Raw genomic sequence first — 14,172 nt, forward strand, 5'->3', positions numbered from 1 at the left:
CCTGGTGGGTATCCGTACTTTGGGCGGCGGATGGAAAGGGATTCCGATAGAAAATGAGGGATATGGACATGGGGTCATGTCTTGTGAAATGTCACCAAATGTTGGGGACCGTGTTTCGTAAAAATTGAGGAGGAATGGAACGGTTGAATGCAGAATTTATGGAAGCGTTACTCCAGTTAGAAAGGGAAAAGGGGATCAGCAAAGATGTACTGATCGATGCCATTGAGGCTGCCCTGATTTCGGGATACAAGCGTAATTTTCACTCTGCACAAAACGTCAGGGTGGATATCGATCGCAGAACGGGTAGGGTGCGTGTTTTGGCCTGCAAGGACGTTGTGGAGGAAGGTTCCCTGTGTGATCCCCAGTTGGAGATGACCCTGGAGCAGGCCCGGAAGACAGATGGTGACTTACAGTTGGGTGATACCGTGGAGGTTGAGGTTACTCCAGCTGATTTTGGTCGTATAGCGGCACAAACGGCCAAGCAAGTGGTTACCCAGCGGTTGCGGGAGGCGGAGCGTAGCCTCATTTATCAGGATTTTGCGGGGAGGGTTGATGATGTTGTCACCGGCGTGATCCAGCGCGTGGATCCCCGTTACTACTATACCGATTTGGGACGAATTGAAGCTCTCCTCCCCCATTCTGAGATGATACCTGGTGAACGGTTTCGCCACGGTGAGAGGGTAAAAGTTTTTGTAACTCGTGTGGAAAAGTCCACCAAGGGGCCACAAATATTCTTATCGCGTACCCATCCCGGACTTCTGCGGCGTTTATTCGAGCTAGAGGTTCCGGAGATTGCTGAGGGGTTGGTAACGGTTCGTTCGGTGGTACGTGAACCAGGGCATCGTTCCAAGGTGGCTGTACATTCCCTCTGTTCCGATGTGGATCCCGTGGGTGCTTGTGTAGGACAGGGTGGGGCGCGTGTCCGAACTATTGTCAACGAACTACATGGAGAAAAGATTGACATTGTGCGTTGGTCGGAGGATTTGAATACCTGGATTTCCAATGCGTTGAGTCCGGCGGAGACGGTTTCCGTGGAGATTTCGGAGGGGGCCCGTACGGCCCGTGTTCTTGTTCCTGATCACCAACTTTCCTTGGCTATTGGAAAAGAGGGGCAGAATGCCCGGTTGGCGGCCAAGTTGACCAACTGGAGAATCGACATCAAGGCCGAAAACAGTCCTGACACATCCGCAATTGTGGTGGATGTCCCCCGTGAGGGAGACGAGGGGCAGTCATCCGTGGCTTTTTCCTGTAGTAGCCATTCACCAGAGTCGTTGGATGACGGGGGGGATGATTCCTTCCCTAGCGTGGGTTTGAAGGGGGACAAGTGGGATTCTTCCAATCATAAGCCCTCTCTAACACCCCCTGTGGCCTTTTCCCTCGCGTCACGTTCAAAGGGGAGGGGGGAGTCGTGAAATCTCCCCCCCAAAAAATAGGGTTGCGTTGCTGCGTGGCTACACGTGATTTTCTCACTAGGGGGGAGTTATTGCGGGTGGTGCGCACTCCGGCACGTAAGGTCTATTGGGATCCTACAGGAAAAGCACCGGGTCGTGGTGCCTACGTGTGCCCGACTTTGGATTGTATTGATCGTGCGGAGAAGCGGCGTGCCTTGGAAAGGGCTCTGCGTGTTTCGGTGCCCGCTGCGGTTTATGCTGAACTGCGTTCACAGGTGAAACAGTGATGGGGTCTGCGTCTTCTCCCCTGCGATCCTATCCACCATTCGGGGACCCCGTTTGTATGAAACGGGGGTCCGGTGTGTGATGAGGAAAAGTGTTACTATAGTAGGGGTGGGGGATAGGCTGTATCAATGGATTGGGCTGGTTAGGCGAGCGGGACAGTTGGTAGAGGGTTATGATGCTGTTTTACGGGTTCTTTCATCATCGGGGACTCGGCAGCAAATTTACCTTGTGATTTTGGCAGGGGATGCGTCCCGTGGAAATGTGCAGCGGCTTGTTTCAGCTTGCGAGCGGCGGGGGATATCTTGGTATTCATGGGGAAGTAAGGAAGCCCTAGGGAAGGCGGTTGGGGGTTCACCACGGTCTGTGATAGCTATTACGGATTCCGGTTTTGCGGTGGCCATAGGTAAAATCATGGGTCCCTCTACAGGCTCGTGATGGGGGATAATTTTACACGAATTTTCTTGAATTCAAGTTACGTACGTTGTGGAAAAGGTTAAATTATAGTTTAAAGATGTCTCCTTCCCAGTGTAGAGGATGGGGATTTGGATTTATATGGATCATTTGAGTAGTGAATGCGGAGGAAGTGGTGTCTTGAAAATGTTCGTTTTTTCCGCGTGGGAGAGGAGAATGCCCGATTGGTAAATTCATCTAGTCATCCTAATTCAGGGGGGGGACGTTTCAGTGGTTCCTCTATGTCAGCTGGTTCCCATGCTAATAGACGTTCCGGTCATGTAGGTGGATCGCACGGGAGGCGGTCCGGCGGGGGGCACCCCACACGTGGAGGTGGCAGGTCACGGGGTGGTCATCGAGGACGTGCTGCGCGCGGTTATAAGAGCCACCTGGCTCATAAACAACCCCCCGTATTGCCAAAGAGACTCGTTGTATCCGGGCCCCTGACTGCGGGAAACTTTGCTAAACTTTTGCGACGGGAAGCTGCGGAGGTAATCAAGCATCTGCTTGAGGCGGGGATCATGGCTACGATCAACCAGGAAATCGATGTGGAGACTATGGCCGTCATTGCCGATAGTTTCCAGGTTGAATTGGTTCATCAGCCTGCTGTCGATGAGACGGACCTCGGGGCATTGGAGACGCCGGACGATCCTGACAGAGTGGTATCGCGACCACCTGTAGTAACCATTATGGGTCACGTGGATCATGGTAAGACTACACTACTGGACTGCATACGGCACACGAGGGTGGCTGAATTGGAATCAGGCGGTATTACACAGCATATCGGGGCCTACCAGGTAGAATTTCGCGATAAGAAAATTACCTTCCTCGATACGCCAGGTCATGCTGCTTTCACGACAATGAGGGCCCGTGGGTCCAAGGTAACTGATATTACGGTGTTGGTAGTAGCTGCTGATGATGGTGTGATGCCTCAGACAGTGGAGGCCATCAACCACGCAAGGGCGGCCAATGTTCCCATCATTGTGGCTGTCAACAAGATTGATAAACCCGAGGCCAAACCTGATCAGATTCAACGGCAGCTGGCTGAGCATGGTCTTGTTTCTGAGGCGTGGGGTGGGGATACGATCTTTGTTCCCGTTTCTGCTAAAAAGAAATTGGGCATCGACGAATTATTAGAGATGATTTTATTACTCTCCGAGATGCAGGAATTGAAGGTTGATCCTGGAAAGGCGGCGAGTGGTGTTGTTATCGATGCCAAATTGGAAAGGGGCCGGGGGCCGGTAGCCACCGTTCTTGTTCAGAGTGGTACCCTGAGGATAGGGGATGGGGTTGTCGTAGGAAGTTACTTTGGCAAGATTCGCGCTATGATCAATGACTGTGGTCAACGTGTTCATTCTGCTTTGCCTTCTACACCTGTGGAAATCCTCGGTATACCGGATGTTCCCGGTGCGGGGGATCCCTTCCTTGTGTTTGCGGACGAGAAAAGGGGGCGCATTTTAGCTGCCAAACGTCTCCTGAGACAACGTGAAGCCTCCCGTTCCACCCGTTCACGGGTAACGTTGGATGATCTTTTTGAACGAATTCAGGAGGGCGAGATCAAGGAATTGGCCGTTATCATTAAGGCGGATGTAAAGGGATCGACGGAGGCTATGCAGGAGGCCCTCTCGAAATTGGTGGTAGAGGGTGTGAGTGTGCGTGTCATCCATGCGGGGGTAGGTGCGATTACAGAATCCGATATTCTGTTGGCTTCTGCTTCCAACGCCATCGTTATGGGTTTTAATGTCCGTCCAGAATCAAACGCATCCGCCATAGCAGGGCGTGAACGAGTGGATCTTCGTTTACATCGTGTGATTTATGATGCTGTCGCCGAGATTGAACAGGCGATGCGGGGTATGTTGGGGCCTGAATTTAGGGAGCAAGTTTTGGGCACCTTGTCCGTACGAAAGATCTTTCGTATTCCTAAGTTGGGTACCATAGCGGGGTCCTATGTATTGGAAGGGAAAATTTCCCGCGGAAGCCGGGTACGGATTGTTCGTGATGGGGTTGTCGTTTATGAGGGTCATGTGGGTACCCTTCGTCGTTATAAGGACGATGTAAAGGAGGCCTTCAAGGGGCACGAATGTGGGTTGTCAGTTGAGGGTTACCAGGACGTACAGGAGGGTGACATTATCGAGGCCTTTGTGATTGAAGAAGTACCGCGTACTTAGTTCGATGGGCTAGATAGGAGTGTTACAATGGCGGCGCAGGTGCGTGGGCAACGCTTGGGTGAACTGATCAAAAAGGAACTGGGTCATTTGTTGCATCGTTCTGTCAAGGATCCTAGAATTGGTTTTGTAACGGTCACAGCCGTTGAAATGAGTGGTGATCTGCAGATTGCCAAGGTTTATGTGAGTGTGATGGGATCAGCAGAGAAACAGGCTGAGGCATTGGCCGGTTTGGTTAAGGCCAAGGGTTTTCTGCGTACGGAGGTAGGCCGGCGTCTTTCGGTACGCTACACGCCGGAGCTGGAGTTTGTCCTCGATGTATCGTTGTCATACAGTGAACACATCGGAACATTGTTGGCTGATATTGAATCCACCTCCCCGTCGTCCATGGCGTCCAAAGAAGAGTCATGATGATGGATTTGTTACCCTCCTCTCCGGGGCAGGGCCGGACTAAAGGGGAGAGAATTCTGTTGGATTCAGAGGCATATGCCCCATTGTGGGAGAAGTTGACACTATGGGCTCGGCAATGGTCTTCTGGCCCCATTTTGGTTGTTTCTCATGTTCGCCCTGATGGTGATGCGGTTGGGTCCCTATTAGCGGCAGGTTATTTGTTGCGTTGGTTGTGTTGCGATGTGGTACTTGTCAGTGCCTCGGTCCTACCCAAACGGCTTATGATGGCAATTCCGGGTACCCATTCCATTGATCATATAGATGATTTATCCCCTGATACAAAGTTTTCTGCCGCTGTTTTGGTGGACTGTGCAGACGTGGAACGTATTGGGGACTGTGCGCGTCTGTTGTCTCCCCATCCGGTTATTGTCAACATTGATCATCACCCCACCAATACCCGTTTTGGCACCTTTGATTTAGTAGATTCAACGGCGCCCTCTACCACGTTTTTGCTGGCAGAATGGTGGCGCTACCTGCGTTGTCAGCAGCGGGGTAGTGGGAGCAAGGAGTTGTGGGAACCGGATTTTTTAGCGGCTCTTTACGCGGGATTGATCACGGATACGGGAGGATTACGGTATCCCAATGCGACCCCCTCGGCATTCCGTTTGGCTGCGGAACTTCGTGAGCTGGGTGTGTCAACCGCCCGATTGTCAGAGGCTCTGTTGGATGCTGTTACGGAACCCCAGTTACGATTACTGGGTCGTGCATTGTCTACCTTTCAGCTTGCCTGTGGTGGTCGCATTGCCTGGGTACAGATCTTGCCCCTTGATCGGAAGGATTGTCGGGCCGGGGTGGATGACGTAGAGGGAATTGTTGCGAGATTGCGCAACCTGGTTGGAGTGGAATTGTCTATATTATTCCATGTAGAAATTGAAAAGAAAATACACGTCCATTTCCGTTCCCGTTCCCATGTCCATGTGGGTCAGTTGGCAGTCCGTTGGGGTGGCGGTGGACATGATCGTGCCTCAGGTTTTCAATGTACGGGTTCCCTTGAGGAGATCAGGTCAGCGGTACTGAATGCTGCACAGGATGCCCTGCAGGGGGGGGCGTGCGAATGAGGAGGGGACGGTCCTCCGGGTACCATGGCGTTTTGTTGCTATCTAAGCCTCGGGGATGCACCTCACATGATATGGTGGCGCGAGTACGTCGTTTGCTGGGTGAGACGAGGATTGGACATACAGGTACGCTTGATCCAGATGCGGAAGGGTTGTTGGTTCTATGCGTTGGACAGGCTACGCGGTTGGTTACCTATCTGCAGATGGGGGAAAAGGAGTATGAGAGTGTCTTTCGTTTCGGTGTGGGTACCGATACGGATGATGCCGTTGGAAAAATAGTGGATTGGCATGTCTGTCCCTATGTGAATTCTGCTGCTGTGGAGGACGTATTGTCCCACTTTCAGGGGGAGATCGAACAACAGGTACCCCATTATTCTGCTGTTCGCGTAGGTGGGAAGCGCCTGCATATGTTGGCACGACAAGGGGACAAATCAACTACCCCGCCGACTCGTAAGGTACATATTTTCTCCCTAACCCTGCAAAGATTTCATACAGGACTTTTTCCTGAGGCGCGGATGGGGATTACTTGTGGCCCAGGGACTTATATTCGTAGTCTAGCCAGGGATATGGGGGGGAAACTTGGGGTTCCGGCCCATGTTTCCTTCCTTCGTCGTACGCGGAGTGGCTGGTTTTCTCTGGCGGATGCTCATACCCTGCATACACTGGAAAGGGTATCTGCTGAGGGGAATTGGGCGGAAATTATTTTTCCCTTGGGTCAGGTATTGACTTTTTTTCCTAGTGTGAAAATTGCCTCGGAAGATAAAGCTAGGCTTCTGGCGGGGTGGCCACTAGTTTGGGAGGGGGATCTGTTGGCGACTCCAGTACGCGTATATACGGAGGATGGCGATTTCTGTGCTTTGTATCGAGCAGGTGCTGATGGTTTTGCTTTGCCGGAGAAGGTTTTTGCGTCATGCTGAGTCATTGGTCCTATCCCGTAGAGGAACAAAGGATAGAAGGCCTGCCACCCATGAGTTTGGCACTCGGGACGTTCGATGGTGTTCATCGTGGGCATGTGGGTGTTCTTCAGGCTTCCGTTGCCTTAAGTCATCGTTTCCCAGGTTCCCTTCCTGTTGCCTTGACCTTTGAGCCCCCACCTTGGTCCATTTTACAATCAGGGAGGGATCCCCATTTTTTGACCCCCCTGCCGGAAAAAGTTCATCGGCTGCTGGACCACGGAGTGAACCGTGTGTATGCCTTCCGTTTTGATCGATTTCTTGCTTCCTTGGAACCTAAGGATTTCATCCGGGATGTTCTCTTGCGTTTTCCCCTGACTGGGGTTGCGGTAGGTTTTAATTTTAGTTTTGGTCGAAAACGATCGGGTGGGGTAGGGGATCTGGTGAAGGGATTGGCGGGGAAGGTACCTGTAACTATAGTGCCCCCTGTTTGTCAACAGGGTTATGTTACGAGCAGCACGCGACTTCGTTGTTTGTTATCCCAGGGGAGGGTGGCTGCGGCGAGACGATTGCTAGGGCGTTTCTATGTCCTGGAGGGTCTCGTTGTGCGTGGGGAGCAACGTGGTCGTTTGTTGGGTTTTCCCACTGCTAATTTGGAGATGGAACTGCCCTTTCAATGGCCAGCCCATGGGGTTTATGCTGTTCTTGTTGGTTATAGGGGGGGGCGCTGGCCCGGGGTGCTGCACTGTGGTCCACAACCGACATTTTCTGGTTCGCAGAGGCGTTTGGAGGTTCACATAGTAGGGTTTTCCGGTAATTTATACGGTGAGAGACTACGGGTGGAATTCGTTGGCTTTTTACGGCCTATTCATACCTTTCCTTCATCAAGTGATTTGATGCAGCAAATTGAAGAGGATATACGGTGTACCAGGTCGATTTTGGGTCGTTTCCCTGGTTTGCATCTGCCGACGGAGTATCGTACAATGGCTGCAGCGTGTGATGATCGGCGTGCGGGGCATCGGAAGAATCAGCGATGATCGTGGTTCTTGCCGGGGGTAGTATAGTGGTGGGGACACGTTTTTTTAGGGATAATATTTGGGAAGGGTGGTTAGAGATCTATGGTTATTGCGAGCGCTGACAAAAAGGAAATCATTGAGAGGCATCGTATCCACGGTACGGATACTGGGTCGCCAGAGGTCCAGGTGGCTATTTTGACGTCCTCTATCAACGGACTGAACGAGCATCTTCGGATCCATAAAAAGGATCATCACTCGCGGAGGGGGCTTTTGAAACAGGTGGGACAGAGGCGGCGCCTGCTGAATTATCTTAAGAAAGTGGATCGTTCGCGTTATATAGAGACCATTCAAAAGCTTGGTTTGCGCCGATAAGGGGGGCGGGATAATAGGGTTTTGCGCCCTGTTTGTTGTCAGTGGGCTTAGGGGAGGAAGGAATCGTGGAAAAGGCAGCGCCTGAAGTCTATGAAACCCAGTGGGGGGGGCGTCCCCTCCGAGTGGAGTTAGGTACCTTTGCGGGTTCCGCCAACGGGTCCGCATTGATTCGCTATGGTGAGACTGTGGTATTAGCTACAGCTGTAGCCTCTGCATTGCCCAGGGATGCAGATTTTTTTCCTTTGACTACTAATTATGAGGAACGTTTGTATGCTGTAGGTAAAATTCCGGGTGGTTTTATCAAGAGGGAGGGGCGTCCCAGTGAGAAGGCTACGCTGGCGAGTCGTTTGATCGATCGTCCATTGCGGCCGCTCTTCTTTGAAAGTTTTCGTCATGAAGTACAGGTGGTTACTATGGTTTTGTCTGTGGATCAAGATTGTTCATCCGAAATGTCTGCCCTATTTGGGGCCTCCATGGCGCTTTCCTTGTCGGATATTCCCTTCATGGGTCCCTTGGCTGGGGTTATTGTTGGTCGCGTTGGGGGTAAGTTTGTGATCAATCCTACGGTGGGTCAGATGGAGGATAGTGACCTACAGGTGGTATTGGCAGGTACAGCGCGTGGTGTCAACATGGTGGAAGCGGCGGCCCAAGAGGTACCAGAGGAAGTGGTGCTGGAGGCGATTGATTTTGGCTATGAGGTAATTAAGGAATTGGTCTCCTTTCAGGAGGAAATTGTAGGCGTTGTGGGCCTGAAAAAGATGGATTTTCAGCCCAGGGTGCTGGATGGGGTACTTTTGCAGCAGGTACGTGACTTGGTATCGCAAGATCTACTGGGAGCGATCCGGACGGTGGAGAGGCGTAAGCGGCATGCCCGTATGGAGCAAATTCGCGTCACAATGAAGGAGTACTTTGAATCCGAATGGGGCGGGGAAGTTCTTCGAGAACGTTGGGATGAACTTGTTGCTGCGAAAGAGGAAATCATCAAGGAAGCTGTACGGCGTATGATAGTGGAGGAAGGTAAGAGGCCAGATGGGAGGGATCTGGATGCTGTGCGTCCCCTTCAAAGTTCCGTTGGAATTTTACCTCGTACCCACGGTTCAGGCACCTTCCGTCGCGGTCAAACCCAGGTAATGAGCGTATGTACCTTAGGTGCCCTGCGGGATGTGCAGATTTTGGATGGGCTCGACCTAGAGGAATCAAAGCGCTTTATGCATCATTACAATTTCCCTCCCTTTAGTGTGGGTGAGGCACGGTCGTTACGTGCACCAGGAAGGCGCGAGATCGGACACGGTGCTTTGGTTGAGAAGGCGTTAGAGCCGGTTGTTCCTTCAGAGGAGGATTTTCCTTATACCATCCGTGTCGTTTCCGAGGTTCTGGAATCGAATGGTTCCTCTTCCCAGGCGAGCGTTTGTGCTGCTAGTTTAGCGCTCATGAATGGGGGTGTACCCATCCGGTCCCACGTTGCGGGTGTTGCGATGGGTCTGGTTAAGGAAGGGGATGTCGTTCGTGTGCTTACGGATATCCAAGGTCTGGAAGATCATACGGGGGATATGGACTTTAAGGTAGCGGGGACGCGTGTGGGAATTACAGCGTTACAGATGGATATTAAGATTGCTGGGATTGATAGCGGGATCCTTCGAGAGTCTCTGCAACAGGCTAAGGAAGCACGGATTCATATTTTAGATAGTATGGAGAAGGTAATTTTTGAGCCCAATCAGAAGCTCTCTCCCTATGCGCCTAAGATTTTGACGTTACGTATTCACCCGGATAAAATTCGTGATGTGATTGGTCCCAGTGGTAGGATTATTCATAGGATCATTGAGGAGACAGGTGTTAAGATTGATATTGAGCAGGATGGTAGGGTTTTCATTGCTTCACCCGATCCCCATAAGAATGAGCGTGCCCGTAAGATTATTGAGGATCTCGTTCGCGATGTGGAAATCGGTAGGATTTACACCGGAATTGTCAAGAGGGTTGAAAAGTATGGAGTTTTTGTGGAGATTTTCCCTGGGAAAGAGGGTTTGGTGCATACATCGCAGTTGGATGTGAAGCGTGTAGATAAGGTAAGTGATCTAGTTTCTGTAGGCGATGAGTTCATGGTTAAGGTTACAGGGGTGGACGAGCAAGGTCGGATTAATCTGTCGAGGAAGGCAGTTTTGGAAACGGGAAAGGGACCCTCCTCTCCTTCCAAGGGAGGGATTCGCAAGAGATCGGGGGATAGCGGTCGGCGGAAGGCTCCATTGTGAGGGTTAGTCCTTTTTGTTTTGACAAAAATATTTGGTTTGAATTCATAAGGGTATACCTAAGTAAAACGGGAAAGGGAGACCAGGTATGATCTACCCTTTTTTTCGTCGTGGGGAAAGTAGATGGATAGTCTGCAAATGGATGATGGTAGGAAATCCCCTGGGATGAGTTCGATTCCCAGGGGATTTTTGTATTGTGTTTTTGGCAGAGATGGGAGGAGATCTATCCTTTTGGAGGTAGGAGTTTGTTTCAGTCCTTATAGTTATTTTCTGATTTGTGTGTTCTTTTGTATAATTACAAAGGGTAGTGGAAAATCCTTTTTTTTTGGGTTATAGTTCAATGAGTGGATGCTATATCTATCGTCAATGTATTGTAATCGTTTTTAACTTACCAGTTATTTAACAAACGAGGTGAGGGCAGGTATGGAAAAAACGACGAGAGGTAGGGTGGCTGTTGCCAGCCCGTCACCAGAGATTGCGGTACCCGAAAATGGGGTAGAGGAAATTATCCATTTCAAAGATACTTATGAACAGAGGGAAAAGGAACTAGGAATTATCAATCAAAAGGATATAAGGGAGTATAGGAGACAAAGGGAGATTCTTGAGAAGAAGGATCCCGATAATGTTGTGAATGTTATCGGGAATATTCTGGGATCCGAGGATCGGGATCATTGGGATGGTTTGACCATACAGTCAGTTTTTTTCGAAAGGTTCGGTTCTCTTAGTGAGGGATTTTTGAAGGTAGTAGGATTTGAATCCAGTAATGAAAGAAGCGAATCTTTAGGGAGAAATGCATTCTCTGTATTCTTATGTGTGTACCTCGGTTCTGTTTCCTATCGGGCAACTGCTGCAATTTGGGGTCATGAAGAAAAATTCAGAAAAATTCATAGGGAATGGTGGTCGAATCCGGATTTCTACAGGGAAGGTGCTAGGTTTCTCGTAACTGAATTGCGTAAAAGAGGTCTTGTGGTTCCGAGGGATCGTATTAGGGCCCTCCAGTATTTCAAGCGAATCCCCCCTAAAGAGACGAGGTTTCCAAACTATAGAAGAAGGGAATTACTGACAGCAGAAATTCTTAGGGAAACGTTTCCTAAACAACTGAAGGGTCTCCTTGTTCTGCCTTCGGACCGAAAGGAGGGCAGCCCTGTGGGTCGTCCCCGAGGAACCAATGTTTATCTAATTTTGGAGATTATCTATCATGTAATAACACGTGGGCCAAAACTCAGAGAACGGGATGTGAAGTGGGAGTGTGACACGCGAAGGATCGTAGGGGCGAGAACGGTTGCCCCTAAAACTATATACAAGTACCTCTACTATTGGCGTATAAGCGGTGTTCTTCCCGAGATCATTACGACACTTCTGACGATCATACAGCAAGGGGAAAGAGAGTGGGTGTAATTCATATGGATTGAACCGAGCCCTGAACCACCGTCTACCAAGGAATTTTATTTCTTTTGTAGGTCGCGGTGTTAGGATTGATATCCTCAGTGGTAGTTCTCTCCAATATCCCATTACAGGCCTCCCCTATGCCCCATTTCCGTATCACTCTTTACCCGAGGGATGGGCACTACCCCTTACCGAATTTATCCCCCACTCTTTGAACTTGAAGGGGTATCATGTGGGGGGGACTGCGGCAGTATACGGGGGCGGGGCTGTGTTGTCTACACGCGGCGGTTGTCGATCATAGTAGCGTGCCCCAGCAGTATACGACGGCGGTTGTCGGTGTGGGTCATAGGATACCGACCTGTAAGATGGTGGGGAAGTAGGTGCCCATTGCGGCCCCCCTGCGAAGGGGAATCGTGTTTCCCTTCCTGATATGCTGGTGTAGGTTCTGGTGTCTGATGGTAGTCCGTCCCAATATCTTGCCAAAGCCTCAGGATGCCTCATTGCCGTACTAACTGGGAGATAGGAAAAGAGACCACCCCTTATCGAATTACTTAACTCATGGCTATATTTTGCCATCCCTTGATCACGATTCCTGATACTATTCCGGATAATAATTTGGAGCTTGTGATATAATTCCCACCCTTGATATGCTCTTTCCAGTTCAGAGAGGTTTCTTCGCGGGGGGGCTCCTCCCCGTCGGGGAATAATCTCCAATGGAGGAGGGCCTCCTTCTTTTCATCCTCACTGCTAGGGGAGGGAGTGTTTCTACTGTGGCTGTGTAGGGTGTTCTCACTGTGGCTGCGTGGAATCATCTGGGCTGAAGCGGAATTCTGTATTCCGATCCCCAGGCCTAGGATTACTGTAGAACATAATACCAATGGGATATTTTTATGAATAAACATATAATGAATCCAATTATTTATTTTTAAAATTTAGTAAAATTATTTTAATAATAATTTTACCTTGTATATTTTTTTAATAATACTATAAAAAATCTCATTTCAATATCATTACAATTGATCCATATTATCCTCTGGCTCTGATTCCAACAGATAGAGCGGCTACGGATATTCCGTATCTGTTGTAGATACTCCATCTGTTGCTGCTCTGCTGTTTGTTGCATTGGTTCCGGATACTTTTTCCCGCCATCCATTTCTCCATCTGCGATTGTGGAGTTACCATGGGCGAAGCTTTTTCCCCGACATTCTCCTTGCTCCATGCAAACTGATGAACCGGCTGTTGCCGTCGGAGATTCTCATGATGATAACATTTCCCCGGACCCCGCTGCAGTTGTATATTTCGCTGAATCTGAGGAGAATATCAGACGCTTCCTATTTTGGGTTCTGAACTTGAACTCGACAGGGCTTCCACCATAGTATTTGTTCTTCCTCTACCAGATTTGTCCACGAGAACCGTTGTGGCTGTGGGGTAGCAGTTCCAGGCGAGGGAGTTACCGCGAAGAAAGCCTCCCCGATAACCCCCCTCGCCACATGCGGTGGTACTCCGTCCGTTATGATCATCTTAATCTATTATAAATTAAAGTTTTATATATCATCTACTGGATCCCAACTCATTATAACATTTATTTTTCCTATATAGTATAATTATTTTTTTCAATATTTGCAAAATATTGAATGATCATTTACTATATATACAGGTACCTTTGCCATTGGCTTACAAGTGGTGTTCTCCCTGGGATTATTACAACACTCCTGACTGTCGTACGGGCAAGGGGAAAGGGAATGGGTGTGATCCATATTTATTTTCAGTCTTGTGCCTCACATTGATTTCCCGCCCTGGCGGGGTGATCCCGATGTGGACGGAGGTTGGGAAGGGGAGGGCCCATTGAAACCTGAGGGGGTATCATGTGTGGGGCGTGCTTCCGTATACGGGGGCGGGGCTGTGTCGTTTACACGTGGCGGTCGTTGGTCATAGTAGCGTGCTCCGGCAGTATACGATGGCGGTTGTCGGTGTGGGGAGGATACCGACCTATAGGATGGTGGGGAAGAGCGCACCCATTGCGGCCCTCCTGCGTAGGGGAATTGTGTTGTCTCTCCTGATATGCTGGTGTAGGTTCTGGCGTCTGGTAGTAGTTCATCCCAGTATCTTGCCAAAGCCTCAGGGTGCCTCATTGCCGTACTACTTGGGAGATAGGAAAAGAGACCACCCCTTACCGAATTCATTACCCCACGGGTAGCTATTTCGTTTTCCATATCATTTTCCCTTGCGTAATGCATAATATCATTTTGAGATGCGTGATAGATGGGCCCACCCTTGATAGGCTCTTTCCAGCTCAGAGACATTTCTTTGCGTTGGGAGGAGGGAGGAAGGGTGCCCCTCTGGGCGGGGTACTCTCCAATGATGGAGGGCCTCGTGCGCTTCATCAATATTCCTAAACGTTGGCAAGGGGAATGATGTGCCGATTGTTTCATTAAACATAATAGAAGGGCTCGATGCTGGTCCTCG

General features: G+C 50.0%; 13 protein-coding genes. All 13 read left to right on the forward strand.

The features are described 5' to 3' along the window. Nucleotides 1-143: 143 nt before the first annotated feature. The 13 genes from nusA (at nucleotide 144) to PPRES148_RS07685 (ending at nucleotide 13,903) form a co-directional block, all read left to right on the forward strand. Nucleotides 144-1,412 carry a transcription termination factor NusA gene (gene nusA, locus PPRES148_RS07630; RefSeq protein ID WP_149453930.1) on the forward strand — a complete coding sequence of 423 codons (1,269 nt, stop codon included), beginning with the start codon at nucleotides 144-146 and terminating at the stop codon, nucleotides 1,410-1,412. Then, a complete protein-coding gene (rnpM, locus tag PPRES148_RS07635) occupies nucleotides 1,409-1,678 on the forward strand; it encodes an RNase P modulator RnpM (RefSeq protein WP_149453931.1) in 270 nt (89 codons plus the stop codon). Before nusA ends, rnpM begins: the two co-directional genes overlap by 4 nt. A 79-nt stretch (nucleotides 1,679-1,757) precedes the next feature. Continuing rightward, nucleotides 1,758-2,111, forward strand: a complete 354-nt coding sequence (locus PPRES148_RS07640; RefSeq protein WP_246142970.1) for a L7Ae/L30e/S12e/Gadd45 family ribosomal protein — start codon at nucleotides 1,758-1,760, stop codon at nucleotides 2,109-2,111. Nucleotides 2,112-2,248: 137 nt separating this feature from the next. Further along, entirely contained in the window at nucleotides 2,249-4,294 is a 2,046-nt protein-coding gene (gene infB, locus PPRES148_RS07645) for a translation initiation factor IF-2 (protein WP_149453933.1), read from the forward strand. A gap of 27 nt (nucleotides 4,295-4,321) precedes the next feature. Further along, nucleotides 4,322-4,702: a 30S ribosome-binding factor RbfA gene (gene rbfA, locus PPRES148_RS07650; RefSeq protein WP_149453934.1), complete on the forward strand. Its 381-nt coding sequence runs from the start codon at nucleotides 4,322-4,324 to the stop codon at nucleotides 4,700-4,702. Between the two features lie 59 nt (nucleotides 4,703-4,761). Next, entirely contained in the window at nucleotides 4,762-5,799 is a 1,038-nt protein-coding gene (locus PPRES148_RS07655) for a DHH family phosphoesterase (RefSeq protein ID WP_187820833.1), read from the forward strand. Continuing rightward, nucleotides 5,796-6,713: a tRNA pseudouridine(55) synthase TruB gene (gene truB, locus PPRES148_RS07660; protein WP_149453936.1), complete on the forward strand. Its 918-nt coding sequence runs from the start codon at nucleotides 5,796-5,798 to the stop codon at nucleotides 6,711-6,713. Before PPRES148_RS07655 ends, truB begins: the two co-directional genes overlap by 4 nt. Beyond that, complete coding sequence (ribF, locus tag PPRES148_RS07665) at nucleotides 6,707-7,726, forward strand: riboflavin biosynthesis protein RibF (RefSeq protein ID WP_149453937.1); 1,020 nt, start codon at nucleotides 6,707-6,709, stop codon at nucleotides 7,724-7,726. Before truB ends, ribF begins: the two co-directional genes overlap by 7 nt. An 81-nt stretch (nucleotides 7,727-7,807) precedes the next feature. Continuing rightward, a complete protein-coding gene (gene rpsO / locus PPRES148_RS07670; RefSeq protein WP_149453938.1) occupies nucleotides 7,808-8,077 on the forward strand; it encodes a 30S ribosomal protein S15 in 270 nt (89 codons plus the stop codon). A gap of 65 nt (nucleotides 8,078-8,142) precedes the next feature. Next, the gene (locus PPRES148_RS07675; protein ID WP_149453939.1) at nucleotides 8,143-10,323 is read left to right on the forward strand and encodes a polyribonucleotide nucleotidyltransferase; all 2,181 of its coding nucleotides are present in this window, start codon (nucleotides 8,143-8,145) and stop codon (nucleotides 10,321-10,323) included. 420 nt (nucleotides 10,324-10,743) lie between these two features. Continuing rightward, nucleotides 10,744-11,718, forward strand: coding sequence for a hypothetical protein (locus tag PPRES148_RS07680; RefSeq protein WP_149453940.1), 975 nt, complete (start codon nucleotides 10,744-10,746; stop codon nucleotides 11,716-11,718). Nucleotides 11,719-11,936: 218 nt separating this feature from the next. Next, nucleotides 11,937-12,086, forward strand: a complete 150-nt coding sequence (locus PPRES148_RS11740) for a hypothetical protein (RefSeq protein ID WP_187820835.1) — start codon at nucleotides 11,937-11,939, stop codon at nucleotides 12,084-12,086. Between the two features lie 1,487 nt (nucleotides 12,087-13,573). Then, nucleotides 13,574-13,903 (forward strand): hypothetical protein, encoded by a 330-nt coding sequence (locus tag PPRES148_RS07685; protein ID WP_149453941.1) that lies wholly within the window; start codon nucleotides 13,574-13,576, stop codon nucleotides 13,901-13,903. Nucleotides 13,904-14,172: the final 269 nt, after the last annotated feature.

This window comes from Pasteuria penetrans, from assembly GCF_900538055.1.
GTDB classification, from domain to species: domain Bacteria; phylum Bacillota; class Bacilli; order Thermoactinomycetales; family Thermoactinomycetaceae; genus Pasteuria; species Pasteuria penetrans.

Excerpts from the sequence above, each read along its gene's own strand:
- PPRES148_RS07680 (WP_149453940.1), top strand. The coding sequence starts at position 10,744 with ATGGAAAAAACGACGAGAGGTAGGGTGGCTGTTGCCAGCCCGTCACCA.
- infB (WP_149453933.1), top strand. The coding sequence starts at position 2,249 with ATGCGGAGGAAGTGGTGTCTTGAAAATGTTCGTTTTTTCCGCGTGGGA.
- rbfA (WP_149453934.1), top strand. The coding sequence starts at position 4,322 with ATGGCGGCGCAGGTGCGTGGGCAACGCTTGGGTGAACTGATCAAAAAG.
- PPRES148_RS07640 (WP_246142970.1), top strand. The coding sequence starts at position 1,758 with ATGAGGAAAAGTGTTACTATAGTAGGGGTGGGGGATAGGCTGTATCAA.
- rpsO (WP_149453938.1), top strand. The coding sequence starts at position 7,808 with ATGGTTATTGCGAGCGCTGACAAAAAGGAAATCATTGAGAGGCATCGT.
- ribF (WP_149453937.1), top strand. The coding sequence starts at position 6,707 with ATGCTGAGTCATTGGTCCTATCCCGTAGAGGAACAAAGGATAGAAGGC.
- PPRES148_RS11740 (WP_187820835.1), top strand. The coding sequence starts at position 11,937 with ATGTGGGGGGGACTGCGGCAGTATACGGGGGCGGGGCTGTGTTGTCTA.
- truB (WP_149453936.1), top strand. The coding sequence starts at position 5,796 with ATGAGGAGGGGACGGTCCTCCGGGTACCATGGCGTTTTGTTGCTATCT.